The sequence below is a fragment of the Stenotrophomonas maltophilia group sp. RY12688 genome (assembly GCF_052149045.1).
In the GTDB taxonomy this organism is placed as follows: domain Bacteria; phylum Pseudomonadota; class Gammaproteobacteria; order Xanthomonadales; family Xanthomonadaceae; genus Stenotrophomonas; species Stenotrophomonas sepilia.
In genome coordinates this window covers 2,263,462-2,289,109 of sequence record NZ_CP197389.1, presented here as the reverse complement: position 1 = coordinate 2,289,109, position 25,648 = coordinate 2,263,462, and the positions used below count along the sequence as shown (strand labels likewise).

The window sequence follows — 25,648 nt, the reverse complement described above, 5'->3', positions numbered from 1 at the left end:
GGTAGTGCCGGCCGCTGGCCGGCATCTGCACGGTGCTTCCGGAGATCACGGGGTTGCCGGCCAGCGGCCGGCACTACCCCCAGCGGTGGGCATGCCGAGGCGATGCATGGGGCGTCCGCGGATCATCAGGTTGCCGGCCAGCCGCCGGCACTACTCCTCCAGGCTGGCGTTCCAGAACCCCTGCAGCACGCCGGGCGTGGTCGCCAGCGTCGCCAGTACCGCATCCAGTTCGCCGGCATCCACCGTGGTGGCATACAGCACCGCTTCGATTTCCACGTCGCGCTCGCCGAACGGGCGCTGGTCCACCGCGCGCACCGGGTACTGCGCCTGCTCAAGCAGCAGCAACAGCTGATCCAGCACCTCTGCCTGTTGCTCGCGCTGGCAGACCACGTTGATCGCATAGGTCGCTTCGCTGAACGCTTCCGGCAGCGGCTGCCGCTGGATGCGGTTCACCACCGGCCGCAGCAGGGTGTTGGCGGCCAGCACGAACACCGCGGCGAGCACTGCTTCGGGCAGCAGCTTGATACCGGCACATGCTCCCACCGCCGCCGATCCCCACAGGGTAGCGGCGGTGTTCAGGCCGGACACCTGCGCGCCGTCCTTCATGATCGCGCCGGCACCGAGGAAGCCGACGCCGGAGATCACATAGGCCACCACATGCAGCGGTGACGGCGGGCCGCCGTACAGGTCATGGAAGCGCACGGCCAGATCGACGAACACCGCCGCTCCCACCGCCACCAGCGTGTTGGTACGCAGGCCCGCGGTGCGTTGCCGCAGCTGGCGTTCCAGGCCGATGACCGTGCCCAGCACGAACGCCACCGACAGGCTGATCAGCGAGCTGAGCGTGGCACCGGCGTCGAACGCCGGCAGGTTCGGATTGATGTCCATTGTGTTTCTCCCTGGACAAAGCGGCGGGCGCTTACTGCCAGCCGTAACGACGGATGTAGAACCGCTTCAGCGCAGTGGTCAGCACCGCGTAGCCGAACAGGATCGCCACCAGGAACGGCCAGTAGCCGGCCGGCAGCGCCTGCAGCTTGAAGTAGCCGGCCAGCGGGCTCATCGGCAGGGCCACGCCAATGGCCATGATCAGGCCGGTCATCAGCAGCAGTGGCGGCGCGGCGATGCTCTGCAGGAACGGCAGCTTCGGCGTGCGGATCATGTGCACGATCAGGGTCTGGGTCAGCAGGCCGACCACGAACCAGCCGGACTGGAACAGGCCCTGGTCGGCCGGCGTGCGTGCATCGAACACGTACCACATCAGCGCGAAGCAGCTCAGGTCGAAGATCGAGCTGATCGGCCCGAAGAACACCATGAAGCGGCCGATGTCCGCCGGGTTCCACTTCAGCGGCTTGCGCACCAGCTCTTCGTCCACGTTGTCGAACGGAATGGCGATCTGCGAGATGTCGTACAGCAGGTTCTGCACCAGCAGCTGCAGCGGCAGCATCGGCAGGAACGGCAGGAAGGCCGAGGCCACCAGCACCGAGAACACATTGCCGAAGTTGGAGCTGGCGGTCATGCGGATGTACTTCAGCATGTTGTTGAACGTGCGCCGGCCCTGGATGACGCCTTCCTCCAGCACCATCAGGTTCTTTTCCAGCAGGATGATGTCGGCGGCCTCCTTGGCGATGTCCATCGCACTGTCCACGCTGATGCCGATATCGGCTGCGCGCAGCGCCGGTGCATCATTGATGCCGTCGCCGAGGAAGCCGACCACCTTGCCCTGAGCACGCAGCTCGCGCACCAGGCGCTCCTTGTGCAGCGGCGTCAGCCGGGCGAACACGCAATGGTGGTGCAGCGCCCGCGACAGCGCGCCGTCATCCATGCGCTCGATCTGCGGCCCGGTCAGGATGGTGTCGGCGTCCAGCCCCACCTGCGCGCAGACACGCGCGGTCACCAGTTCGTTGTCGCCGGTGAAGACCTTGACCTCCACGCCATGCGCGGCCAGCGCCTGCAGCGCCTGCGCGGCCGATTCCTTCGGCGGGTCGAGGAACGCCACGTAGCCGACCAGGGTCAACCCGCACTCGTCCGCCTGCGAGTAGGTGGTCTGGCTGGCTGCGGTCTCCTTCATCGCCACCGCCACCACGCGCAGGCCCTGTTCGTTCAGTTCCTCGGTGGTCTGCCGCACCCGCGCCAGGCGGCGCTCGTCCAGTGGCATGTCCTGGCCGTTCTCGCGCACGGTGCTGCACACCGCCAGCATTTCTTCCACTGCCCCCTTGCAGATCAGCTCATGATGGTCCTCGCGCTCGGAGACCACCACCGACATGCGGCGGCGCTCGAAGTCGAACGGAATCTCGTCCACCTTGTGGTAGTCCTGCGACAGCCGCAGCGAGCTCTGCAGCTCCACGTGCTCCAGCACCGCGCGATCCAGAAGGTTGATCAGCCCGGTCTGGAAGTGGCTGTTGAGATAGGCGAACTTCAGTACGTCTTCCGAATCGTGGCCGAACACATCGGTGTGACGCTCCAGTGCGATCCTGTCTTGGGTGAGGGTGCCGGTCTTGTCGGTGCACAGGACTTCCATCGCGCCGAAGTTCTGGATCGCATCCAGGCGCTTGACGATCACCTTGCGCCGCGACAGCAGCACCGCACCCTTGGCCAGGGTGGAGGTGACGATCATCGGCAGCATTTCCGGCGTCAGGCCCACCGCCACCGACAGCGCGAACAGAAACGCCTCGGTCCAGTCACCCTTGGTCCAGCCGTTGATCAGCAGCACGAACGGCACCATCACCAGCGCGAAGCGGATCAGCAGCCAGCTGACACTGTTGACGCCGGCCTGGAATGCGGTCGGCGCACGGTCGGTGGCGGTGCTGCGCTGGGCCAACGTGCCGAAGTAGGTGCGGTTGCCGGTGGCCAGCACAATGGCGGTGGCGGTGCCGGACACCACATTGGTACCCATGAACAGCAGGTTGTGCTGCTCCAGCAGACCGGCCAGGCCGTCGCCCGGGTGCGCGAACTTCTCTACCGGCAGCGATTCGCCGGTCATCGCGGCCTGGGCGACGAACAGGTCCTTGGCATTCAGCACGCGGCAATCGGCCGGAATCATGTCGCCTGCCGACAGCACGATGTGGTCGCCGGGCACCAGTTCACGGATCGGCAGGTCCAGCAGGCGTGCAGGGCGACGGCTGTGCAGGCGCGCGCCGAAGTACTGGTCTGCCACATCCGCAGCCTCGGTGCCGGGATTGCGGCGCAGCACGCGCGCAGTGTTGCCGACCAGTGCCTTCAGCCGCTCGGCGGCACGGTTCGAACGCCCCTCCTGTACGAAGCGGATGAGCGTGGACAGCAATACCATCGCACCGATCACCACGGTGGCCTTGATGTCCTCGGTCAGCCAGGACACCGCCGCCAGCACGGTCAGCAGCAGGTTGAACGGATTGCGGTAGCACTGCCACAGATGGCGCCACCACGGCAGCGGCTTTTCGTGATCCACCTCGTTGGGACCGAGCGTGGCCAGCCGCTCCTCGGCCTCATGCGGGCTGAGGCCGTCGGCGTGCGATTCCAGCGTCGCCAGCAGCTCGGCTTCCTCCTGCTGGGCGAGGGTGACCAGGCCGGTGGTGAGCGCGAACGGCGCTGCTTCGGCGCTGCCCGGGCCGAACCCGGCTTCGGGCATCGCACGGCGACGGAACAGGTTGCCTGCGCGACGGCTGCGCAGGAAGGCGTTGAACCAGGCGTTGAGCAGGCTCATGGGACTCTCCTCGAATGTCAGAGCCGGCCGCGGCCGGAACACGAACGGAACAGTTGGAACAAGGTCAGGCGTGGCGCATCGCCAGCACCGCCGGTGACCATGGCTGCATGTGCAGCCGCTGGCTGCCACCGATGCACAGCGGCTTCATCGCATCGCGCAGGGGATAGGGCAGATGACGCAGCACAGTGATGCGCTCGCTGATCGGCAGCAGCGACAAGGCGTCGGCCACCACGCGCGGCGAACCGAGCGACAGCGAACGGGCAAACATGACCGGGCCGTATTGCAGCAGCTGGCTGCGCAGGGCGGCAACATCGCGCTCGCCGATCAGGCGGCGCAGGGTGATGTAGAGGATCTTGTAGGACATGGGGGCGATCTCCAGGCAGGCGGCGCCTGGCGGTCCCCCGTCACTCAGGCAGGCAGGGACCGGCGGGCAGGCGCCAGGAACAGGCAACAGGCGGTGATCCGGGGTGCGGCGCACCCGGCAGGGTCGGGGTCCATCTGCGTCTCCATGAGGGGAAGTTGGCAGCCAGGGTTGCCCTGGCCAGTGGTGCTATTGTCCGCCCCTGAATGGGACAGGCCTAGAGACTCGTGGGTTAGCCCGGCTATACCTTGGTATAGCCGGGCATGCACAGCGCCAATCGAGGGTTCAGTGATGGATCAATGCGAAGCGCTGGTCTGCTTGCACACGTCGTACTCGCCACGGGTCAACGTCTTGTCACGGTCGGTATCGCAGGCATGCAGCCGTTCGGCCCAGTCCGGTGCTACCGCATCGACTTCCGCCAGGGTGACGATGCCGTCCTTGTCCTTGTCCAGCGATTCGTAGGCAGGGATGAGCCTTACTTCTGTCACGTCCTCGGCGGCGGTGGCCTTGCTGGCCTCCTGGGGATTGGAACAGGCGCCCAGCAGCAGGCCCGCAGATAGCGAGAGAGCGATGGGAAGGCAGCGATAACCGGTCATGGCGTGCTCCTGGGGAAAGGGCGAACCACCGGTGCGGTGGTCACCGCCGGATCTTCTGCGCGGAGCTGTAAGCGGGCTGCGAAGAATGGGGCCGTGGACCGTTGCCGGTGGGTCGCCATTCACCTGGCCGCGCAGCAGCGATTGCGCGGAGTCGAAGCTACCCTCGAACGGTGGGATGCCGGCCAGCGGCCGGCACTACCATCTGCTCAGAAACGGTCGGCAAAGGCGTCCGTGGCCCGCACCAGCGCATCCACCGTGGCCGGCTCGTTCGCGCTGTGGCCGGAGGTCACCATCTCCAGCCGGGCTTCCGGCCAGGCCTTGGCCAGATCCCACGCACTGCGCGGCGGGCAGATGATGTCGTAGCGCCCCTGCACGATCACGCAGGGCAGGTGGCGGATGTGATCGATATCGCGCAGCAGCTGGTCCGGCTCCAGGAAGATGCTGTTGCGGAAGTAATGCGCTTCAATGCGGGCCTTTGCCAATGTGTCCAGCGGGTCGTCGGTGGATTGCGCATCCACGTCGTGCTGCAGGGTGGCCGCGTTGTCCTCCCAGCCCAGCCAGGCCTGCGCGGCTTCGATCCGGATCGCCACATCCGGGCTGTCCATGCGGCTCCAGTAGGCTGCGATCATGTCGCCGCGCTCGGCTTCCGGAATGTAGGCCTCATAGCGGTCCCAGCGCTCCGGGAAGATCCAGCGCGCACCGCCGTTGGCTTCGGCGAACCAGCGGTTTTCCATTTCGCGGCCGAGGAATACGCCGCGCACGATCAGGCCGGTGGCGCGCTCGGGATGTGCCTGTGCGTAGGCCAGTGACAGGGTCGACCCCCAGGAGCCGCCATAGACCAGCCAACGCTCGATGCCCAGGTGCTCACGCACCTTCTCGATGTCGGCCACCAGGTCCTGCGTAGTGTTGTCGCGCAGCTCGCCGAACGGGGTGGAGCGGCCGCTGCCACGCTGGTCGATCAACACAATGCGGTAGCGTGCCGGATCGAAGAAACGGCGATGGGTGGGTGAAATGCCCGCGCCTGGGCCGCCGTGCAGGTACACCACCGGAATGCCGTCCGGTGTGCCGCACTCTTCGACATGCAGCGTGTGCAGATCGCTCACCGGCAGGGTGAACTCGCGGTAGGGTTCGATGGCGGGGTACAGGGTACGCATGGCAGGTGTCTCACAAGCTGGGGCGGCCAGCATAGCGCCGCCACCTGCGGGCTGCAGCGACGGACTCCTGCGCGGCGCTGGAAATGGGTTGGCCGATGCGCATAAGCTTCCGCGATGCAAGCGACCACGACCGGGACGTCAACCTTCAACTTCACCCTTGGCAGCGGCGCGCGCGAGCTGCTGAAGTGGATCGCACTGCTGGCCATGACCGGTGATCACGTGGCCAAGGTGGTCTTTGGCGGCTACGTACCGGTGGTCAGCGAACTGGGGCGCATTGCCTTCCCGCTGTTCGCGCTGGTGATGGCCTGCAACCTGGCCCAGCCCGGGGCCGACCTGCGCAAGTCGATGCGTCGGCTCGCGCTGTGGGGGCTGATCGCGCAGCCAGTGCACGCATTCGCGTTTGGTTCCTGGCTGCCGCTCAACATCCTGCTGACCTTTGCCCTGGCTGCGGTGGCCGTTCATGCGCTGGCGAACCATCGGCCCGTTCAGCTGTTGCTGGCTGCCGGCGTGCTGCCGATGTTCGTGGATTACCAGTGGGCGGGTGTCGGCTGCGTGCTGCTGGGATGGATCGCGTTCCGGCATCGCGCGTGGTGGCTGCTGCTGGTCGGGCTCGCAGCGGTGTGCTGGGCGAACCACAACGGCTGGGCATTGCTGGCCGTACCGGTGGTGCTGCTGGCCGCGCGGGTGACATGGCCACTGCCGCGCTGGCGGTGGGTGTTCTACGGGTACTACGTGGGACATCTGGCGGTGCTGGCGTTGATTGCACATCTGCTTGCGTAATGTCGGAACTGGCGTGTCGCGCGTCTTGAAAGCCGGATGCGGTCAAGGAACGCATGGTGCCGATGCAGGTGAAGCCAGGCGCCATCGGCATGGTGCAAGTTGTTGAATTTCGGCTCGATTGTCGATATGCGACAATGCTGCCACTGCGTGAACGTTGCTGTCTTTGCACGTGGGTTGTTGGCGCCTGCCACCCCGTTGTGCACATGATGGGGTGCCGCCGGAAAAGGGTGGCCGGGGCCTGGAAACCCCGTTGGTCGCGTGTAGTTTGCGCACGCCAGCCGGCGCCGCTTTGTGCGGTGCCGGCTGGCAATTCGCCCGTGCTTTATGGCGGGCGGTGCGTGGAGGTGGGCGATAGCCCACCTGCCGGTTAGTGCTTACGCGACCGCCGGATTTCCAGCCACGTACCGTCCGCCGCCTTTGTTAAGGGCGGTGGCACCGTAGCCTTGTACGGAGACTTGCCATGAACCCTTCGGACATTCCCCCTCTGCGCACCCAGTACGCCCCGGCCAACGCCGATGAAGGCGAGGAAGCGAGCGCAACGCCCGACCCCAACAACCTGATCGCGCTGCTGCACCAGATCGGCCGCGGCGTGGCCGCGGACGGCCAGCCTTGGCCCGAGCGTCACCAGCTGCCGGGCCGTTGCCTGGCGCTGGCCGACAGCGATGGCGCCCTGGCCGGCCTGCGCATCATCAACGAGATCCTGCTGGCCGCCGAGCGCGCCCGCCAGAACGGCGGCCCGGAGCACTACGTGGGCGACCGCGTGATGGAAGGGCTGAAGCTGGCCGCGCTGGCGCTGACCAACCACGCCATCTTCCGGCTGCACCCCGAGTAGATCCACGCCATGCGCGGATGCTGTTCATATAGAGCCGGACAAAACGCAGCCGAGCATGGCTCGGCGCCATGCGTGGACGCTACCGCGGGTACCTCAGCGGCCACCACGCGGCAGCCGCACTGGCACCCCACGCCACCCACGCGCCCAGCCCCACGTAGTCCAGCGCCTGCAGGCCGGCCGCAAGCACGAACGGTTCGGCGCGCTGTGCCATCGGCAGGCATACGCCACCCAGCACCAGCAGGCCGGCCAGCAGCCATGCTGCCGAGCCCATCGACGCTCGCTCCCGGGTTGCACGCGGCAGCACCGCGCAGGCGGCTGCTACGCAGAACGGCAATAGCAGCGGCAGGGCCTGCCAGGCCACACCCACGGCCAGGCTGACGCAGGCAATGGCAGCCCAGCAGATCCGCTCGCGCACCGCCGGGTGTTCGTGGCGTGCCAGCGATGTCCCCAGCGCATGGATTCCCGCCGCGATCGCACTACCCAACAGCAACCCTGCAGCAACATCGCTCCAATAGTGAACCCCCAGCCAGACCCGGGCCATTCCAGCGATCACCCCGGCCAGCAGCGCGATACCCAGCACTGCCGAGCGTTTGAACCTTCCGGTGATGTGTTGGCGTGCCAACAACCACAGCGCGACCAGCACGAAGAAGCAGGTGGCGCTGGTGGTGTGTCCGCTGGGCAGGGAAGGGCCGGCGGCACCGGCCAGGCTGAGCGTGGCGTCGAAGCTGAAGGGGCGTGGCACCGGTGCGAAGACCTTGATGCTCTGCACGGCCAGCGTGACCACCATCAACGCCATCAGCATCAGGCGGGATGCCTGCGCGCCGAACGCAACCCACAACACGGGCATTGCCAGCAGATAGAACCAGAATTCGCCCAGGACGTTGCCAATCATCGCCAGCCCGCGCACCGGCCACTGCTGGGTGCGCTGCACGCAATCCAGTTCCGCTTGGCGGAAGGCCGAGGCGGCCCCGAAGCGCGCGACGGGGCGTACTTCACTCTCGGCTACTGCGTGCAGCCGCTGATACGCGCGCTCCAACTGCTGCGGGAAACGCGTGCGCAGTGTACGCACCTCGTCGCGGCTGACCCAGCGCGCCTGGATGATCTCCCGCCCGAGGTGCGGCGCATCCAGCACATTCACCGCATTGCCGTGCACCTGGACGGGTTCGAGGGCACGGCAGGCGAATACATGCACACCCAACTTGTCGTCCAGCAGGTCGGTGGTGGCGACGGCAAGCCCGGTTTCTTCCAGCGCTTCGCGGGCAGCGGTCTGTTGCGGCAATTCACCGTGTTCTGCCGTTCCGCCAGGCAGCTGCCAGCGCGAGGTGACATCCTGCACCAGCAGCAGGCGCTCACCCGAGCGCATGACACAGATCGAGGCGGCGGTTGCCAGCGAGGGTACGAGAAGGAGTGTTGCGAGCAGCACATGTCGCAACGACGTGGTGAACGAAGGAAAGGCTGGAAGGCGCATGGCACCACCGCGTGAGGAGGGTCACGCCGATGGTGGAGTCCGGCCGGGAAGGACACTATCGGATTCGTACGAACCCGACAGTGCGCTTTTGTAGATCTACGCCCTGCGTGGATGCCGATCGCGGATTGCCTGACGATCCGTAGAGCCGTGCCCGCGCTCGGCTCCTCGGACCAGACGGAACCTTGCATGGCTCAGCGCTACAGGAACAGCGCTGTGCGGGCGTACTGCGAGAAAAGACAATCGCGATGGCGCATGTCTTGTTTGGCTGGTTGCAGCTTTCGTACTGCGGATGGATTTGCAACAAGTTGCATGGCATTCGGTGGCGTACGGGGCGAAAGTTCCTGCCTATACCACCTTTCGATTCCTGGACGCCATGAACAACCTCACCCGACAGCCTCTGGCGGCAGCATTGATGCTGGCCCTGGTTCTACCCGCAGCATCGGTTGCCGCCGCTCCTCCCGGCGTGCCCTGCCCGAGCATTCCGCGCCCGGCTGATCCGGGTGATCCTGCTGTAGAGGTGTCCTACCTGTGTGGCGTTGAAATCGCCGCCCACGATCTCTGGTTCGATCGGTCGCTGGAGGTCTACGACGCCACCGTGATCGGCAGTCGCGATCGCTGGCCAGGCGTGGAGATGGATATCAATCAGCGTGGTTATCTGGTGATGGAAGACAGCCTGGTCGAGACTGCAGGGACGATGTCCGACGCCTTGGTGATGACCAGCAACCATGTGGACGGCGCAAGGATCAGCCGGTCGCACCTGCGGACCTCCGGCGAGGCTTCGACGGGGCTGTACGTAGGCAATATTTCGCCGGACGCGTCAGGATTCATCGCCAAGGCGAATACGACCACCGTGATCGACAGCTCGATCTTCACGCAGGGCCAGGATAGTGCGGGCGTCGCGCTCGAGCCCAGTGCGTGGCTGCAGCTGCGCAACGTGGACATCGCGACCCAGGGTGACAGGGCGTTCGGCCTCTGGAACTATCGATCGGATGTGGCCATGCAGGGCGGCAGCATTCGCACAGCGGGGGAAGACAGTACGGGGCTCTACGTCGAGTCGGGTCACATTGGTTTCGGAGGCCCGTCGTACGCCTACGCGGGCCGTGCCCAGCTGTACGGCGTGCAGGTTCGCGTTGAGGGCAGCGGCAGCAGCGGCATCATCGCAGGCTATCGCGGGGCTGACGCGGGCCGTGCAGGCATGGGCGCCGAACTGATGTTGCAGGACAGCCAGGTACAGGCGCTGCAGGGCGATGCAGTGCGCTTCCTCGATGGCGATGCCAATCGATTGGACATGATCAACAGCGTGGCAGAGGGCAGCGACGCGGCGCTGCGTATGGCGGTTGGGCATGGTCAGGTGCGGGTGAACCTGCACGCATCCAAGCTGCTTGGCGGAGGGGCTGCGGCGATCGTCCTGGAGGCACCCGATACCCGGGTGCAGCTGCGCGCGCAGGCGGGCAGCGTACTTGCGAACGAGCGCGGTGCACTGTTCGATATCGGCCGCTTCGCCGCGGCCGATGTCCAGCTGCAGGGCAGCCTGATGCGGGGGGGCGCCCGCGTCGCGGATGTTGGCCGGCTCGATGTCGCATTGCGCGAGCGCAGCGTCTGGCAGGTGGACGGCAACGCCATGGTCGATCAGTTGAGTGTGCAGCGCAGCGAGGTGTCGCTGGCCAACGGCCATGCAGGTGATCGCTTCGTCGTGCGCGGCGATCTGCTTCTTGATGAAGGTCACCTGCACCTGGATACGGTGCTTGGCGGCGACGCTGCGGCCAGTGATCGCTTCGACGTCCAGGGCGATTTCCTGGGCAATGGTACGGTCTCGGTGGTCGGCGTTGGCGACGGGGCCGCAACCGACAAGGGAATCCCTTTGATCACCGTGGGCGGGCGGTCGCTGGCGACGCTGGCCCTGTCCGGTCGTGCGGTCGGCGGCATGTATGAGTACTTCCTGCATCACGATGGCGCGGATGGTGACTGGTACCTGCGCTCGCAGTTGTCCGCCGTTGACCCATGCGATGACGATCCGACCCTGCCCGGCTGCGGTGTCGATCCAGTACCCGATCCCGATCCGGCGCCGGAGCCGACACCCGATCCGACACCGGAGCCGGGGCCTGATCCAACCCCGGAAGTTCCATCGCTGCCTGACCCGGCAGGCGTGCTGCGACCGGAAGCGGGTGCCTATCTGGCCAACCGGTGGGTGCGACAGGCGCTGCTGCAGCCACGCCAGCCTCTGGCCACGAATGAGGGGCGGGAGGGCGTACGCGGGTGGACCCGGGTCGAGAGTGGTCAGGCGCAGCTGCCGGGACTGGTGGATCAGCTGCAGCAATCCGCGCAGTGGAACAGCCTGCAGCTGGGCGCCGACCTGGGCGTGTTCGACGCCGGGCGTGGCCGCGCTGGCGTGCTGCTGTCGTCCGGGCGTGCCGATGCGCAGTCGCGCTCGTCCCTGACCGGCTATGCCGCCCGCGGCCGGGTGCAGTCCAATGCCCTCGGCGTGTACGCCGGTTGGCAGGGTGAGGCCGCTTATGTGGATGCTGCAGTTGTGCATGCGCGCTTCCGCAATCGCGTGCAGGGTGATGCGCTGGCACCCGAGCACTACCGGTCGCGTGCACGCCAGGCATCGCTTCAGGCCGGCTACCGCCTGCCGCTGGGCACGCTTGGCGGCACCGTGCTGACCTTGCAACCGGATGTACAGATCGTCCAGTTCCGCGATCGCGGCAACCTGCACGTGGAGGCAACCGGCACCCCGATCGCACATCCAACCAGTACCGCGTGGTCACGGCGCCTGGGGTTGCGCCTGGAGGGGCAGGGTGCCGGAGGACAGGGCGCAGTGGTCAGTCCATGGCTGGCCGCCCACGGGTATCGCGATACTGGCCGATCCGAGCTCGGTTTCGGCAACGAGACAATCGCCGGTATTGCACCGCGCAGTCGCTACGAAGTGGGAAGTGGGGTACGCATCCAGTTCCGGAGCGGCCTGTCCGCCTGGGGTGGCCTCAACGTCTCGCGTGGTGATCACGGCTACCGCCAGACGAGCGCACAGCTGGGCGTGGCACGGCGCTGGTAGCAACAGCATCGTTGTAGCGCCGGGCCTACGCCCGGCGGCGTTCCTGGCTGCCAGCGCGGGTCTGCAATGCGGGCCGCGCAACGCCAGATGAACCCGCCGACCCCTGTACTGCCTGATTGCAACAAGTTGCATGGATGGCCTCCGCGACAGAAAGGACCATTTGCGACATTGCCTTTCGTCGGAGTGCTTTCATGTGTCGCAATCAACGTGTCGTCCCCTCTTTGGGGCTGCTTGCTGGCGTGCTCGCCGGCTTCCCGGTGCTGGCGCAGCAGGTCATCGCCGATGGCGATGAGCAGACGCCTGCAGCCGGTGACTATCGAGCCTCCAGCCGTCCACTCTTCCACGCGCTCAACGGCGGTTCCATCGTCCCCGCAGGCGCGGTGAACCTGTACCAGTCGGGCAGCGGCCGTCCAGCGGTCCTGGCGGAAGGCGACGGCAGCCGGATCGTGCTGGATGGCGGCAGCATCCAGACCAATGGCAGCGATGCACACGGCATTTCCGCGAGGTCCGCGGCATCGGTGCATGTCTCGAACATGGACATTTCGGTAGGAGGTTTGCGAAGCACCGGAGTTTCGGTGGACGGAGGGGACGTTATCCTCGAGAACGTCGGTATCACGACGGCCGAAAGCAGTGGCGCTGGTATCTCGGTACAGGACGGCAGCCTGCAGATGCGGGGCGGGAAGATCACCTCGAACAGCGACACGGCCTTCGTAGCGACCGGTGGAACGTCGCTGCTGGAGGGCGTGCAGGTGGACCTGCAGGGGAATTCGGGCACCGGCATCCTGGCCACGGGTACATCGGAGGTCGTGCTGCGGAATGTCCGCATCGTTGAAAAACCGGCTGCACCGGGGTCGTTCTTCGAACCCCGGGGCATTGTTGTGCGCGAAAGTGCGCGGCTGGCGCTGCATGGCGTTGAGATCGTCTTGAGTGACCAGGAGAAATTCTTCAGTCCGGCGGGCCTGTCGCTGGCCGACGGAGGGATGGCACAGGTCTACGCCAGCCGGATTCATGCTGGAGGCGGCGTGGCGGCACGTATCTACAAGGGGCAGCTGGATATCGCCGGCAGCGAGCTGAGCGGGGTCATCGCGTTGGACCTGAACAGTGGCATGGGCACGGTATCCGGCAGCCAGCTGAGCGCTACCTACATAGCGGTCGACGTCCGCGGCGACGGAAGCCAGCTCACCCTTGGAAACAGCATTGTTTCTTCCAGCGGGAGCAATGCAGTATCAATAACGGGTAGTGACCATACCGTCCTGGTCGGCGAGAGCCGGCTTGAGGCTGCTGCAGGCGTAGAAGGCGCCAGATCCGGCACAGGCCTCTCCATCACCGGAGAGCGCAATACGGCCAAGGTTGAATCGAGTTTCATCAGTGGCGGGAACGGTATTCGCTCGTCGGGCAACAACGCGCTGGAGGTGCGCGGTTCCAGCCTCAGCGCGCTGGCCGATTCCGGTGTGGCCCTGTGGTTGGAAGGTGGCAAGGCCACGGTCCACGAGAGTGCGTTGCAGGCATCGGGCCACGGAGCAACGGCCCTCCTGGCTGATGGCAGCCGTGTCGGCGCAACGCCTCCCACGGTAGACATGGTGGGTTCCTGGATCACGACCGAGGGCGACCAGGCTTCGGCGGTGGTTGCGCGACAGGGCGGTACTATCCGTTTGGACGGCTCGGTGGTGCGTACCACCGGTACAGACGCGACCGGCGTGATGGCCGGTGGCACCGGCGACGTTGTGCTGCACGACACCCACGTATTGACCGAAGGCGAGGGCTCGTGGGCGACAGTGGTCAACGATGGCGGCCGCCTGCAGATCGATGGCGGATCGCTGGTAAGCCAGCAGCACGGCGGCGCCTGGATCCGTTCCACGCGTGATGCCGGACTGGCGCTGGGCAAGGGCGCGGTGCTGTACGGTGGCAACGGCATCGCCGTGCAGCTGGATGCGGCCGTGGCCGGTCGCTTCGACGTGGCCTTGGCGGAGGGCGCGCGGATGCAGGGCGACATCGTCATTAATCCCGACGATCTGGCGGCGGGCCGGGTGCCGCAGTCGGAACTGCACGTGCACTTGACGGAGGGCTCGCTGTGGGTGGGCCGCTCGGATCGGTTGCACGGCGTCTCGCTGGACAGTGGCAGCCAATGGACGTTGACCGGTGATACTGCGGTCGAATCGCTGCAGGTCAACGGCAGTGGCCTTGCACTGTCCGACGGGCGCGGTTTCAACACGTTGACCGTGGCCGGTGATCTGGATACGACCGCTGCGACGTTCCTGTTCAACGGTGCATTGCAGGGGGACGATTCGGCCATCGACCGCCTTTACGTGCATGGCGACGCGCGGGGCGATGCGCAGGTGGTGGTAAACAACGTCGGTGGCCTCGGTGCGCAAACGCTGGACGGGATCGAACTGATCCGGGTTGATGGCGCGTCGCTGGCCCGCTACACGCTGGCCGGACGTGCCGTGGCCGGTACGTATGAGTACTTCCTGCACAAGGGTGGTGTGGCTGGTGGCGAGGGCAACTGGTACCTGCGTTCCGAACTGCCGACGACGCCCGACCCGTGCCAGGTCGATCCGTCGCTGCCGGGCTGTGCGCCGATTGACCCGATCGATCCGGTTGACCCCATCACTCCGCCTCGGCTGCTGCGCCCGGAAGCCGGTGCGTACTTGGCAAACCAGTCGGCAGCCATCAACATGTTTTCCCATCGTATGAACGACCGCATCGGTACCGTCCCGCTGGATGAAGGCCGTGCCGCGTGGGCGCTCGTGGGCCGGCAGCAGGCGGACTTCAGCGCGGTCGGCGGTCAGCTGTCGATCGATGGCAACACCTCGGTGCTGCAGATCGGCAGTGACCTTGTTCGCCGAGGCAACGCTGCATTCGGCGTGATGTTGGGTACGGGGCGTGCCGACAGCAGCGCAGTGTCCGATCTGACCGGCTACAGCGCCAAGGGTCGGGTGCGTGGCAGCGCGCTAGGTGTGTACGGCACCTGGTTGCAGGCGGCTGACGGCACGCAGGGTGCATACATCGATGCGGCCCTGCAGTACGGCCGTTTCGATAACCGCGTGCAGGGCGTGGGCCTGGCGCCGGAGCACTACGACTCCCGCATGGCCAGTGCGTCGCTGGAGACCGGCTACACCTTCAACGTGTGGCAGGGCAACGCCAGCGCGCTGTACGTGCAGCCGCAGCTGCAGCTGAGTCATGTCGACTTCCGCGCCGATCGCCACGTGGAGAGCAATGGCACGGTGATTGACCATGCCGATGCCGGTGGCCTGAGCGGGCGCCTGGGCGTGCGCGTGTTTGGTCATGCGACTGCAGCGGGCAACACGGTGCAGCCCTACCTCAGCGTAAACTGGCTGCGTGACAGCGGCGCCAGCACGTTGCAGTTCAACGGTGACACGCCGGGTGCGGACGTGCCGCGCAACCGCTACGAGGTGCAGGCCGGTGCCGAGCTGAAGCTGGGCCAGCGCTGGGGTGCGTGGGGTGGCGTGAGCGTGCAGCGCGGTGACCGCGGCTATCGGAACGTGGGTGGCCAAGTGGGCTTGCGCATGGCCTGGTAGGTGAGCCTGCATCGGGGTCTCATCCTCTTGGCTCGGCAACGGAATCCGGCCCCAACTTCTGCTGTGGAGCCGAGCCTATGCTCGGCTCCACATTAGATCCACGCCATGCGTGGATGCCTTCTCAGAAATCCATCGTTGCCGACAGCAGCACCGTCCTCGGTGCACCCAGTGCCAGGCTGGACAGTAACGGCATGCCCCAATAAGACTTGTTGGTCACGTTGTTCACGGTGGCCCGCAGCGCAAGGGGCCGCCCGGCTAGCGTGGTGCTGTAGCGCGCGCCCACGTCGAACAACGTGCGCCCCGGCACCGACAGGCGGTTGTCGGCACTGATGTACTGCTTCGACATCGACGTGGCATTACCTGTCAGGGTCAGGCCTTCCAGCGCAGGCACATCCCACTCCACGCCCAGCTTGGCCTGCCGCTGCGCCACGGCGGTGGCGATGCGTCCTTCATTCACGCCGCCTGCCGTGCGGGTCAGCTTCGGCTGCACGTAGGCCACGCCACCCAGCAGACGCACGCCGTCGATGGGTGTGCCGAAGAAGCCCCATTCCACACCGCGGTTACGTTGCTCGCCGCCAAACGAGAAGATATTCGTGACCGGGTCGGTGTAGCTGCTCGGCCGCTTGATCTCGTACACGCTGAAGGTGTGCGCGAAGCGGCCCAGGTCCAGCTTCAGGCCCAGCTCCTTCTGCCTGGTGCGGAACGGTGCGAACACTTCACCGGCATTGGCAGCGGTCATCGGCGCGGTGGCGCCCTGGCTGAGGCCTTCGATGTAGTTGGTGTAGAGGGAGACCGTGTCGGTCGCCTTCACCAGCAGCGCCGCTGCCGGGGTAGTGGCGCTCTCGTCGTAGCGTGAGGTGCGTGCACCCGTGGCCACGTTGAAGGTCTCGCTGACCACCTGCTGGCGGCGCACACCCAGCGTCAGCTGCACACGTTCATCGGCAAAGGACAAGGTGTCGGCGAAGCCGATGCTGTCCAGCCGCAGTTCGGTATGCGAGATGTGTGGTGCTACGAACGGCGCGGCCGGGCCCCACACCGGGTTGTACAGGTTGGTGGTCCAGTCCCAGCCCGGCACGCTGCGGCGGCCGTAGTCGTTCTGGGTATGCTGATAGTGGGTCACGTTGGCGGCCCATTGGTGGCCCACGCTGCCGGTACGGAAGCTGCCGCGCAGGCCGGCGTCACCGGATTGCTTCTTGATGTCGAACGCGAGCTGGCCGATCACGGTGGTGAAGTCACCCGCCGGGTTGAGGATCTGCGCGCTGATCGAGCCGTTGTAGCGGTAGTCGGTCCTGCTGGTGCCGTACGCGAGGTAGGCCATCAGGCTATCGTTGATGTCCAGTTCGCCGCGCAGCATCGCGCCCTTGTCCTGGCTGTCCACGTAGGCCCAGTCCGGGTTGATCAGCGTATCGCCACGCGGCGGCCGCGGAATGGCGACGCCGGGCGCCAGGCCGACGCCACGTGCAGGGCCATCAACACGGTCATCGGCGCTGTACAGATCGGCCGACAGCCGCGCACGCTCGCCGCGCCAGTCCAGTGCCAGCGAACCGAGCTGCACCTTCTTGCGCTGCTTGCCGACCGCGCCATCGCCATCACGGTACGCGCCGTTGAAGCGGATGCCGAACTGTTTGTCGGCGCCGAGCCGACGGCCCATGTCCACATGGGTGCCGAACTGCGCATCGGAGGCGAAGTTGGCGCTGACCCGCAACAGCGGCTGCTCGCCAGCGCGCTTGGGCACCAGGTTCACCGCGCCGCCCACCGAGCCGCCCGGCGGCATGCCATTGAGCAGCGCGGAGGGGCCTTTCAGCACCTCGATGCGTTCGAACATCTCCGGCGAGGTACGGTAGTACGGCGCCATGCCGCTGAGGCCGTTGAAGGTGGTGTCGCTGGTGCTGGAGGCGAAGCCGCGGATCGCGTAGTTCTCGCTCCATGCGCCGGTGACGCCGTTGCTGAAGACGGTGGGGTCGGTGGCGGCGATGACGTCGGTCAGGTCCTTGGCCTGGCGGTCGCGGATGAAGGACTCGGTATAGCTGACCGTACTGAACGGCGTGTCCATGAAATCCTTGTCGCCGAGCAGGCCCATACGGCCGCCGGCGGCCACCTGACCGCCGGCATAGTCTGCGGTGACCCGGCGCTGTTCCTGCACCTGCACCGAGGGCAGGGTGGACGGCGCGGTTTCGGCCAGCGCGGCGCACGATGCCATCAGGCCAAGCGCGAGCGCCGATGCGCGGTAGCGCCGGGCCAGGCCGTGTGGGAGTGGCTGGCTGCAGGACGCGGCGGCAGCTCGGGTTTGTGGAGAGGAGAAGGGGTACACGGTCATGCCAGAGTCCTGTGAATCGCGAGGGCGAGCGCGCCTGGCGCGCTGCCTTCGGCAAGCACGGGAAGAGCGCGCAGCGCAGGGTTGTCGGCTGGGTGGGGACCTGGCGGGAAGTGAGCCTGGGGCTCGGTTCGGGCGGCGCCATGAGTGCGAACCAGACGCATTCCGAATTAGTTGAGTAAATTAAACTAAATAGACCGAAGCGGACAAGAGGGTCCCTTTGCTGGCACCCTCGGCAGGGTATGAACACGCACCGTATGAGCCCGCACCCCGATCCAACGGCGCCGACCCGTGGCCGCCCGCCCACCATCACCCCCGAGCGCCTGGCCGACATCGGCATCCGCCTGGGCCTGCCCAACCTGACCATGGCCAACGTGGCCGCCGAACTGGCGGTGACCCAGGCCGCGCTGTACAAGCGCGTGGCCAACCTGGAGGCGCTGAAGCGCCTGGTGGCCGAGGCGGTGTTCCAGCGCTGGCAGATTCCGCGCGCCTCGGCCGATGCGGCGGGCGGCCTGCAGGGCTATCTGATGGTGTTCGTGGAATCGTTGTGCGAGGTGGTGAAGGCGCATCCCGGGCTGCCGCCGTACCTGCTGCGGCGCACGGTGGCGACCGCGCCGATGCTGGAGAAGATCGCCTCCCACCAGGCGCACGTGGCCGAAGTCTTCGGCCTGCCGATGGACAAGGCACGCTGGCTGCTGGCCACAATCGCGTTCTACTGCATCGCCGGCGCCGACACCATCTACGCGATTGCGGATGACGAAGAGGGCCAGGTGATCACCGAGTTCAAGCAGGGCATGCGGGCGCTGGTGATCGGGTCGTTGCAGATGCTGGATGCGGACGGCGCGCTGTAACGTCGAGCCAGGCCGGACAGCCCTCCGGATGGGCACTTCATGCGCCCAGGGAGGACATCTGGAATTTGTCCTATGCATGGCCCAGAGCCGTACGTCTAGGCTGGGGGCTGGACCCTTCCATCATCTTCCGGAGCCCTCAATGCATGCCCCTTCCCGCGCGCCGTTGCCCCAGCGAGCGCTGCTGTGGCTGAAGAAGCAGGCTTTGCCGCTGCTGATGCTGCTGAGCCTGTTCCTGGCTGCACGCGACACCTTGGCAAATCACTACGTGGTGCCAACCGGTTCAATGCAGCCGACCCTGCAGCCGGGTGATCGTGTGGTTGTCGACATGCGGGCGCACGGCCTGCGCCTGCCTTTCACCGGGCTGAAGCTGATGGGCGACAACGTGCCGCAACGCGGGGAGGTGGTGGTGTTCGCTTCCCCGGCCGATGGCGTGCGCATGATCAAGCGCGTGGTCGCAGTAGCCGGGGACCGCGTGCGCTTGCAGGAGGGACGATTGACCATCAATGGCCAGCCTTTGCAGATGACTGCCATGACTGACGTGGAACGGTTCGGCAAGCGGCAGGCCCGACTGGATCTAACGCATGGCGGAGGCCCGGACATTGCCGATCTGCGGGTACCTGCCGGCAAGGTGCTGGTGCTGGGCGATCACCGTGGCAACAGCCTGGACGGCCGCTTCTTCGGCTGGGTCGATGCGGACCGGATCTACGGCCGCGCCGTGGCGGTGTACTTTCGCCGCGGTGAAGGCGTGGTCTGGCAGCGCCTGTAGTTGGGCCCGGTGAAGTGTCCGGGTGCGATGAGCGCTAGCCCTCGGGGGAATTGCCGTGTTCCCATCCACGCATGGCGTGGATCTACAATGCGGCCATGCCAGCTACGCCCACCCTCGATGACCTTCGCCGCTATGCAGTGGCGCGCACCCTGTTCAGGCCGACCACGCTGCTGACCGCGATTCGGCGGTTGGGCTTCGTGCAGGCCGACCCGATCCGGGCACCGGCACGCGCGCAGGACCTGACCCTGCGGCACCGTGTGAAGGACTACCGCTCAGGCGATCTTGAGCGGCGCTACAGCCGCTTGCCGGTGGAAGAGGACTGCTTGGTGAACTACGGCTTCCTGCCGCGCGAGCATCTGGCGTTGATGCACCCGCGCGCGGCCAAGCGCGAGTGGGACGCCGAGACCCATCGCCGCGCTGCCGAGGTGCTGGCGTTCGTGCGAGAGCGCGGCAGTGTGCACCCCCGCGAGGTTGACCAGGCGTTTGCGCATGGCCGGGTGACCAACTACTGGGGCGGCACCAGCAATGCCAGCACGCACCTGCTGGACGGCATGCACTACCGCGGCCTGCTGCGCGTACAGCGGCGCGACAGTGGCACCCGCATCTATGCAGTGGCCGCGCATGCCGAGCCAGATGCCAGCGAACAAGCGCAGGTTGAGCGCGCGGCCGCGCTGATCGACCTGGTGGTGCGCAAGTACGCGCCGCTGCCATCGGCCAGCCTGACCTATCTGGTGCGCCTGCTGGGCTATGGTGCACCGCATCTGGCCGAGCAGACCCGCAAGGCACTGGCGCTGGCCAAGCAGCAGCTGGCCAGCTGCACGCTGGAGGGCACCACCTGGTACTGGCCGGCGGACGAGAATCCGCGTTCGCGCAGGCACGCGCCAGACGATCAGGTGCGCCTGCTGGCGCCGTTCGACCCGGTGGTGTGGGACCGGCGCCGTTTCGAGTTGCTGTGGGATTGGGTCTACAGGTTCGAAGCGTACACGCCTGCGCCGAAACGCCAGTACGGCTACTACGCACTGCCGGTGTTGTGGCACGACCAGGTGGTGGGCTGGGCCAATCTCAGCGTGCGCGAGGGTGAGTTGGTGTCCAGCGTGGGCTATGCCGGCAAGTCGCTGGCCCGCGACAAGGTGTTTCGTGGCGCGCTTGAAGACGAACTGCAGCGAATGGCAGCTTTTCTGTAGAGCCGAGCCATGCTCGGCTGTTCTTCGCGCGGGCCAGAAAATCGAAGCAACGTTCATCGCTCCTGTCAGCCGCCAACCTTGGTTGGCGCTGGCTTCCACCGGTACCCACCAAGGTGGGCATCTACCGGTCAAGCGGCGTCCTTGCGCTCCGCATCCTCCATGCCGGGGCTGACGCGGCGGCCGATGTCCTTCAACCGTGCCAGCTGATCCACCATCGACGGTGCATCATCCAGGCTGCCGACGAACGTCCACAGGTAGGTCATCACCGCGTACACATGGCCCGGGGTAACTCCGTCGGTGGTGGCAAGGCGGCCGATGGTCAGCGCGAACAATGCCGCAGCAGCCAGCCCGATCACCACATAGGCGCCGGCTTCGCGATCGGACAGCAGGATGCGCAGGCGCGACAGCGTGGTGTAGTGGCGGCGCAGTACCGAGGGGCTGACCCGGTCGACCAGGCGGATCTCGTGTTCCAGGCGGTTGTTCAGCCGGCCATGCAATTGCTCGTTGCGGCGTGCGAACGACGGCAGTACCAGCAGGGCCCCGAGCAGGGTGACCAGGCCAGCGGCACCGACCATCGGTTCGATCGCCAGCAGCATGGCCACCGCACCGAACATGGATGCCAGCGCGGTGGCGATGATCGGGACGTGCTTTTCAAAGAAGTCGACGAACTCGCGGGCCAGCACCACGCGTGCCGCCGAGGTGGACGTGGCCTGGCCCAGGCGGCGCTGTGCCTGCACCACGCTCACTGCCAGATCGGCATAGATGCGGGTGAAGGTGCGGGTATCGACCGCTCGACGGGCGGCGCCGACCAACCAGAACAACAGCACCACGCCGGCATAGGAAACGGCATGGCCGATGTTGCCGCTGATGATCGCGTCCACCGCGAAGCCGGCGAACAACGGATAGGCCAGCAGCAGGGTGTTCTCCAGCGCCACCAGCGAGAACGTGCCGGTGAGCTGCCAGGGATAGGTGCGCAGGATCGCCTTCAGAGTGGCGGCCGCATTCTGCTGCCCGATGCTGCCGGCGGCTGCCGCTGGATCGTTGGGGTGTTTCATGGGATGCCTGGGTGGGTCGGGGACAGGGCAGGGGACGGATGCCTGCCATCTCCCGGGTTGCGCCCAGTATCTGCGGCCCTTTGGAGCGGGCATGGAGGATCGATGGAGATTGCGTGGAGAAACCGGCGCCGTTCAGCGAAGCGAATGCCCATCAAAGGTGGGCCGCTACCAGGGCAGCGTCTGCCGCGTCCTCAACGACGCGCATGCACCGGCCAACGGAGCTCGAACGCGCTGCCGCCGCGTTCGGTCGGGCGGCACTGCGCCGTTCCGTGATGGGCCACGGCAATCGCCCGCACCACGGCCAGGCCTAGGCCGGAGCCTCCGCTCTGTCGCGATCGCGAGACATCGGTGCGCTGGAACGCCTCGAAGATGCTGTCGCGAAGCTCGTCGGGCACGCCGGGGCCGCCGTCTTCCACTGTCACGGTGCAATGGCCTTCAGCCAGCGTGACACGAACCCGCAGTGGGCAGGGGACGGCATGGCGTCGTGCGTTTTCCAGCAGCGCCAGCACCGCCTGGCGGATGCGGGCCGGATCGCAGTCCGCCAGTGACGGCCGTGCCTCCAGGGTCACCGAAAACCCGCTTTCGGCCAGTGCGTCGGACATTGCTTCCACCACCGCGGCCACCTGCACGCTGACGTCGCTGCGCTGCAGGCGCAGATCGAGGTGACCGCTCTCGGCCAGGCTGACCACGCGCAGGTCTTCGATGATGCGGGTGAGTCCTTCGAGCTGGGTGAGCATGCTGTTGAACTGCTCGGGGCCCGGCTCGAACACACCCTCGGCAATACCCTGCAGGCGGCCGCGCAGGATGGTCATCGGCGTGCGCAGTTCGTGCGCGATCGCCGCGTTCCAGAACACACGGTTCTCGGACATCCGGCTGAGCCGTTCGGCCATCGAGTTGAAATCACTGACCAGCGTGGCCGCTTCGGCCATCGTGGTGTTGCCGCCACGTGCACGCGCTTCCAGATCCCCGCTGGCCACCCGGCGCAGGCTCTCGGCCACCGAGTTCAACGGGGTGATGATGCGCCGGGTCAGGCGCGAGGCGACCAGCGTGGCAAAGATGACCACCACGGTGGCGGTCAAGCCGATCCACAGCCATTCCAGCCCGGACGGCATGATCGTTTCCGGCGCGTCGTACCAGCGCGGATAGAACACCTCCAGCAGGTAATAGAACAGGTAGAAGCCACTGATCGAGAGCACCGTCGAACACAACGAGGCGACCGTGATGGAGAGGGTGATCTGGCGGCCGATGCTCTTGCCTTTGGGATTCATCGATCAGTCCAGGAAACGGTAGCCGACGCCACGGATGGTGGCGGGAATGCCGATCACGCCCACCTCTTCAAGCTTGCGCCGCAGCTTGCTGACGTGGCTGTCGACGGTACGTTCCTGCGCATCACCTTCGGGCAGGCAGGCATGCAGCAGGTCCGCGCGCGCATGCACCTGGCGCGGCGCGCGCGCCATATGCACCAGCAGCCGGAACTCGGTGAGGGTGACGCTCAGTGCGTGCACCTGCTCGCCGGTGCGCACCGTCACCTCGTGGCTGCGCAGATCGATCTCGAACGGCCCCTGGCGGATCAACCCGTTGGGTTCTTCGGCGGCGGTGGGGGCACTGCGGCGCAGCACGGCCTGGATGCGTGCAACGATCTCAGCGGGATTGAATGGTTTGGCCACGTAGTCGTCGGCACCCACGCGCAGGCCGGTCAGCCTGTCCACGTCCTGGTCGAGCGCGGTGAGCATGATCACTGGCGTGTTGCCGCGCCGCCGCAGTTCGCTTAATACCTGCCAGCCATCGAGCCTGGGCATCTGCACGTCCAGCAGCACCAGGTCCGGGCGCAGCTGGCGATGGCTGGCGAGCGCCGCCTCGCCGTCGGCGGCGCGTGCGCTGCGCAGGCCGGAACGGGCCAGGTAGGCACCGAGGATATCGGCGATTTCGCCTTCATCTTCGGCAATCAGGACCAGGGGCGCGGGTCGGCTACGGAGTTCATGTCTCATTGCGTGCTGCGGGTTCGAGGGCAGGGCGGGAAGGGGCTGGGTCATCGGCGGCGCTCCATGGCCTGTGCTTCCTCGTTGGCTGCCCAGGCCAGTGTGGCCAGCACCAGCGTGCGCTGCAGGCTGGGTTCCACCGCAGCCGCGCCGCGCAGCTGCTGCTGCATCAGGGTGGACACCGCCGAGGGTAGCTTGCTCCAGCGCGAGGCCATCGGGGTGGCGTCCACCCGGGCCTGCAGCCGTGCAGCCATGCGCGCGATGGTGTGCAGGCGCGCTGCCAGCAGGGCGGACACCACGGTGGTGGCAAGGGCAAGCAGCAGATGCAGGTTGACGTTGGCGGCCGGGTGCATTGCCGCCCAGACCGCCAGGCCGATCAAGGCCAGCGATGCGAGGGACCCGGTGCGGCGGGTGCGGCCGGGCCCATCACTGCCGAACCCCACCAGTGCGGCGGCCCCGAAGCCGGCCAGCAATGGCAGGCCCGGATACGGCGTGACCCACATCCACGTGCTGGTCGATGCCAGCACCAGTGCTATCAACCATGGCGAAGGCGCACACCATGCCAGGTAGGCACGGCGCACATCGATGGGTGGCAGGTCCGGGTAGGAAAGGGACACGGCAAACAGGCGGTCGGCGAGGCCGACGAGGCTAGCGACCGTTGATGGAGATTCGGTCGAGATTGTGTCGAGATTGCGTGGACGCGGAGCTATCGCGTTCAGGCGTGGCGCTGGTGCCTGAACGGCCGCGGCGCCTCCATGCAATCTCCACGGTGGCTCCAAGAAACGTCCATCAGTGTCTTCCAGACTGCGGCTCCGGCGGTCGCATTGGGTGACTGCCCGCAACCGGGCGTTTCGATGAGCAACCGCAGGACCTGGATGATTGCTGCCGCCGTGGCCACGCTGGCCGCCGGTGCTGGATGGTGGACGTTTGCAGGCGGCGATGATGCCGCGCTGATCACCGCGCCGGCAAGGGTGGCGGATCTGGAGAAGACCGTACAGGCGGTCGGCCGGGTCCATCCGAAGGAGCTGGTGGCGGTGGGCGCGCAGGTGTCCGGCCAGGTCAAGCGCCTGCATGTGGTGCTGGGCCAGCGCGTGCGGGCCGGCGATCTGATCGCCGAGGTCGATTCACAACCGCAGCGGATCGCGCTGCGAAGCGCCGAGGCGGCCACCAATACGCTGCGTGCCCAGCATGCGGCCAGCCTGGCGCGCTATGCGCAGGCCAGTCGTGCTTACCAGCGCCAGTCGCAGCTGGTGGCATCGCGCCTGGTGTCGCAGGAAGGCTTCGAAGCCGCGCGCGTGGCACGCGATGCGGCGCGTTCGGAGGTGGCCTCGTTGCAGGCGCAGATCGACCAGGCTGTGACCCAGGTCGAAACTGCACGGATCAATCTGGGCTATACCCGCATCGTCTCGCCCAGCGACGGCTACATCGTGGCCATCGTCACCAAGGCCGGGCAGACGTTGAACTCGATGCAGACCACGCCAACCATCGTGATGCTGGCGCAGATGGATACGATGACCGTGCGTGCCGAGATCGCCGAGGCGGATGTGGAACTGGTCGCACCCGGCCAGCCGTTGTGGTTCTCGACGCTGGGGCCGAGCGGGCGCCGTTATGAATCCCATCTGCAGCAGCTGGAGCCAGCGCCGACCTCGATTGCCGAGGCCGCTTCCGGCAATGCGGGCGGCTCTGCGCAGACGCCGAAAGCGGTGTACTACGCCGGGCTGTTCGATGTAGCCAATCCTGGCCTGAAGCTGAAGCCTTCGATGACGGTGAAAGTGACCCTGCAGCTGGCGCGGGTCGCCAACGCGCTGCAGGTGCCATTGACGGCACTGGCCGAGCCGGATGACAAGGATGGCAACCGCGGCACCGTGCGCGTGGTCGATGCCAAGGGCCGCGCTGAGGAACGTGCGGTGACGACCGGCCTGCGCACCGCCACCGCCGTGCAGATCCTGTCTGGCCTGAAAGCGGGCGATAACGTGGTGGTTGGCCAGGCGCCCAGCGGTGGCGACGCCGAACCCGCCAGCCTGCTGGGGATGTGAGC

Annotated in this window: 19 protein-coding genes; 8 read left to right on the top strand and 11 right to left on the bottom strand. The window is 66.6% G+C overall.

Annotation, left to right across the window (positions count from 1 at the left end):
• Window positions 1–150: 150 nt before the first annotated feature.
• The 5 genes from ACS0OT_RS10805 to pip all read right to left on the bottom strand — a co-directional run bounded on the left by ACS0OT_RS10805 (window position 151) and on the right by pip (window position 5,790).
• On the bottom strand, window positions 151–888 hold the full coding sequence (locus ACS0OT_RS10805) for an MgtC/SapB family protein (RefSeq protein WP_065177730.1): 738 nt from the start codon (window positions 886–888) through the stop codon (window positions 151–153).
• 31 nt (window positions 889–919) lie between these two features.
• A complete protein-coding gene (gene mgtA / locus ACS0OT_RS10800; RefSeq protein WP_164092827.1) occupies window positions 920–3,679 on the bottom strand; it encodes a magnesium-translocating P-type ATPase in 2,760 nt (919 codons plus the stop codon).
• A gap of 64 nt (window positions 3,680–3,743) precedes the next feature.
• Window positions 3,744–4,043, bottom strand: coding sequence for a hypothetical protein (locus ACS0OT_RS10795; RefSeq protein WP_005416698.1), 300 nt, complete (start codon window positions 4,041–4,043; stop codon window positions 3,744–3,746).
• Window positions 4,044–4,336: 293 nt separating this feature from the next.
• Window positions 4,337–4,636, bottom strand: a complete 300-nt coding sequence (locus ACS0OT_RS10790; RefSeq protein WP_065177732.1) for a hypothetical protein — start codon at window positions 4,634–4,636, stop codon at window positions 4,337–4,339.
• A 206-nt stretch (window positions 4,637–4,842) separates the two neighbouring features.
• Window positions 4,843–5,790 (bottom strand): prolyl aminopeptidase, encoded by a 948-nt coding sequence (gene pip, locus ACS0OT_RS10785; protein ID WP_065177733.1) that lies wholly within the window; start codon window positions 5,788–5,790, stop codon window positions 4,843–4,845.
• Window positions 5,791–5,904: 114 nt separating this feature from the next.
• On the opposite strand from pip, the gene ACS0OT_RS10780 reads away from it, so the two are divergent.
• Window positions 5,905–6,570 carry a TraX family protein gene (locus tag ACS0OT_RS10780; RefSeq protein ID WP_139727156.1) on the top strand — a complete coding sequence of 222 codons (666 nt, stop codon included), beginning with the start codon at window positions 5,905–5,907 and terminating at the stop codon, window positions 6,568–6,570.
• A gap of 460 nt (window positions 6,571–7,030) precedes the next feature.
• Window positions 7,031–7,402: a hypothetical protein gene (locus ACS0OT_RS10775; protein ID WP_069138447.1), complete on the top strand. Its 372-nt coding sequence runs from the start codon at window positions 7,031–7,033 to the stop codon at window positions 7,400–7,402.
• 79 nt (window positions 7,403–7,481) lie between these two features.
• Here ACS0OT_RS10775 and ACS0OT_RS10770 read toward each other — a convergent pair whose 3' ends face one another.
• Window positions 7,482–8,870, bottom strand: coding sequence for an NUDIX domain-containing protein (locus tag ACS0OT_RS10770; protein ID WP_139727154.1), 1,389 nt, complete (start codon window positions 8,868–8,870; stop codon window positions 7,482–7,484).
• Window positions 8,871–9,159: 289 nt separating this feature from the next.
• Between ACS0OT_RS10770 and ACS0OT_RS10765 the strand changes: the two genes are divergently transcribed.
• Together ACS0OT_RS10765 and ACS0OT_RS10760 are read left to right on the top strand one after the other, a co-directional pair.
• Window positions 9,160–11,922: an autotransporter family protein gene (locus tag ACS0OT_RS10765; RefSeq protein ID WP_442255802.1), complete on the top strand. Its 2,763-nt coding sequence runs from the start codon at window positions 9,160–9,162 to the stop codon at window positions 11,920–11,922.
• 191 nt (window positions 11,923–12,113) lie between these two features.
• Window positions 12,114–15,461, top strand: coding sequence for an autotransporter outer membrane beta-barrel domain-containing protein (locus tag ACS0OT_RS10760; RefSeq protein WP_442255801.1), 3,348 nt, complete (start codon window positions 12,114–12,116; stop codon window positions 15,459–15,461).
• 121 nt (window positions 15,462–15,582) lie between these two features.
• On the opposite strand, the gene ACS0OT_RS10755 is transcribed toward ACS0OT_RS10760, so the two are convergent.
• On the bottom strand, window positions 15,583–17,778 hold the full coding sequence (locus ACS0OT_RS10755) for a TonB-dependent receptor (RefSeq protein WP_111200970.1): 2,196 nt from the start codon (window positions 17,776–17,778) through the stop codon (window positions 15,583–15,585).
• A gap of 254 nt (window positions 17,779–18,032) precedes the next feature.
• On the opposite strand from ACS0OT_RS10755, the gene ACS0OT_RS10750 reads away from it, so the two are divergent.
• From ACS0OT_RS10750 to ACS0OT_RS10740, 3 genes are all read left to right on the top strand, one after another.
• Entirely contained in the window at window positions 18,033–18,626 is a 594-nt protein-coding gene (locus tag ACS0OT_RS10750; protein ID WP_139727151.1) for a TetR/AcrR family transcriptional regulator, read from the top strand.
• Between the two features lie 139 nt (window positions 18,627–18,765).
• Window positions 18,766–19,392 (top strand): signal peptidase I, encoded by a 627-nt coding sequence (lepB, locus tag ACS0OT_RS10745; RefSeq protein ID WP_139727150.1) that lies wholly within the window; start codon window positions 18,766–18,768, stop codon window positions 19,390–19,392.
• Window positions 19,393–19,463: 71 nt separating this feature from the next.
• Window positions 19,464–20,576: a DNA glycosylase AlkZ-like family protein gene (locus tag ACS0OT_RS10740; RefSeq protein ID WP_329953330.1), complete on the top strand. Its 1,113-nt coding sequence runs from the start codon at window positions 19,464–19,466 to the stop codon at window positions 20,574–20,576.
• A 128-nt stretch (window positions 20,577–20,704) separates the two neighbouring features.
• Here the strand turns inward: ACS0OT_RS10740 and ACS0OT_RS10735 are convergent, their stop codons facing one another.
• From ACS0OT_RS10735 to ACS0OT_RS10720, 4 genes are all read right to left on the bottom strand, one after another.
• Window positions 20,705–21,631 carry an ABC transporter six-transmembrane domain-containing protein gene (locus ACS0OT_RS10735; RefSeq protein WP_065186450.1) on the bottom strand — a complete coding sequence of 309 codons (927 nt, stop codon included), beginning with the start codon at window positions 21,629–21,631 and terminating at the stop codon, window positions 20,705–20,707.
• A 191-nt stretch (window positions 21,632–21,822) separates the two neighbouring features.
• On the bottom strand, window positions 21,823–22,899 hold the full coding sequence (locus tag ACS0OT_RS10730) for an ATP-binding protein (protein WP_005416672.1): 1,077 nt from the start codon (window positions 22,897–22,899) through the stop codon (window positions 21,823–21,825).
• 3 nt (window positions 22,900–22,902) lie between these two features.
• Window positions 22,903–23,619 (bottom strand): response regulator, encoded by a 717-nt coding sequence (locus tag ACS0OT_RS10725; protein ID WP_032954218.1) that lies wholly within the window; start codon window positions 23,617–23,619, stop codon window positions 22,903–22,905.
• Window positions 23,620–23,660: 41 nt separating this feature from the next.
• Window positions 23,661–24,227: a hypothetical protein gene (locus ACS0OT_RS10720; protein ID WP_239499487.1), complete on the bottom strand. Its 567-nt coding sequence runs from the start codon at window positions 24,225–24,227 to the stop codon at window positions 23,661–23,663.
• A 237-nt stretch (window positions 24,228–24,464) separates the two neighbouring features.
• Here ACS0OT_RS10720 and ACS0OT_RS10715 point away from each other — a divergent pair, with 237 nt between their 5' ends.
• A complete protein-coding gene (locus ACS0OT_RS10715; RefSeq protein ID WP_065196346.1) occupies window positions 24,465–25,646 on the top strand; it encodes an efflux RND transporter periplasmic adaptor subunit in 1,182 nt (393 codons plus the stop codon).
• The last annotated feature ends 2 nt before the right edge of the window (window positions 25,647–25,648 follow it).

Bases quoted from the DNA above. Each gene is read 5' to 3' on its own strand.
- ACS0OT_RS10805 (WP_065177730.1), bottom strand. From the start codon at position 888: ATGGACATCAATCCGAACCTGCCGGCGTTCGACGCCGGTGCCACGCTC.
- mgtA (WP_164092827.1), bottom strand. From the start codon at position 3,679: ATGAGCCTGCTCAACGCCTGGTTCAACGCCTTCCTGCGCAGCCGTCGC.
- ACS0OT_RS10795 (WP_005416698.1), bottom strand. From the start codon at position 4,043: ATGTCCTACAAGATCCTCTACATCACCCTGCGCCGCCTGATCGGCGAG.
- ACS0OT_RS10790 (WP_065177732.1), bottom strand. From the start codon at position 4,636: ATGACCGGTTATCGCTGCCTTCCCATCGCTCTCTCGCTATCTGCGGGC.
- pip (WP_065177733.1), bottom strand. From the start codon at position 5,790: ATGCGTACCCTGTACCCCGCCATCGAACCCTACCGCGAGTTCACCCTG.
- ACS0OT_RS10780 (WP_139727156.1), top strand. From the start codon at position 5,905: ATGCAAGCGACCACGACCGGGACGTCAACCTTCAACTTCACCCTTGGC.
- ACS0OT_RS10775 (WP_069138447.1), top strand. From the start codon at position 7,031: ATGAACCCTTCGGACATTCCCCCTCTGCGCACCCAGTACGCCCCGGCC.
- ACS0OT_RS10770 (WP_139727154.1), bottom strand. From the start codon at position 8,870: ATGCGCCTTCCAGCCTTTCCTTCGTTCACCACGTCGTTGCGACATGTG.
- ACS0OT_RS10765 (WP_442255802.1), top strand. From the start codon at position 9,160: ATGGATTTGCAACAAGTTGCATGGCATTCGGTGGCGTACGGGGCGAAA.
- ACS0OT_RS10760 (WP_442255801.1), top strand. From the start codon at position 12,114: ATGTGTCGCAATCAACGTGTCGTCCCCTCTTTGGGGCTGCTTGCTGGC.
- ACS0OT_RS10755 (WP_111200970.1), bottom strand. From the start codon at position 17,778: ATGACCGTGTACCCCTTCTCCTCTCCACAAACCCGAGCTGCCGCCGCG.
- ACS0OT_RS10750 (WP_139727151.1), top strand. From the start codon at position 18,033: ATGAGCCCGCACCCCGATCCAACGGCGCCGACCCGTGGCCGCCCGCCC.
- lepB (WP_139727150.1), top strand. From the start codon at position 18,766: ATGCATGCCCCTTCCCGCGCGCCGTTGCCCCAGCGAGCGCTGCTGTGG.
- ACS0OT_RS10740 (WP_329953330.1), top strand. From the start codon at position 19,464: ATGGCGTGGATCTACAATGCGGCCATGCCAGCTACGCCCACCCTCGAT.
- ACS0OT_RS10735 (WP_065186450.1), bottom strand. From the start codon at position 21,631: ATGAAACACCCCAACGATCCAGCGGCAGCCGCCGGCAGCATCGGGCAG.
- ACS0OT_RS10730 (WP_005416672.1), bottom strand. From the start codon at position 22,899: ATGAATCCCAAAGGCAAGAGCATCGGCCGCCAGATCACCCTCTCCATC.
- ACS0OT_RS10725 (WP_032954218.1), bottom strand. From the start codon at position 23,619: ATGAGACATGAACTCCGTAGCCGACCCGCGCCCCTGGTCCTGATTGCC.
- ACS0OT_RS10715 (WP_065196346.1), top strand. From the start codon at position 24,465: ATGAGCAACCGCAGGACCTGGATGATTGCTGCCGCCGTGGCCACGCTG.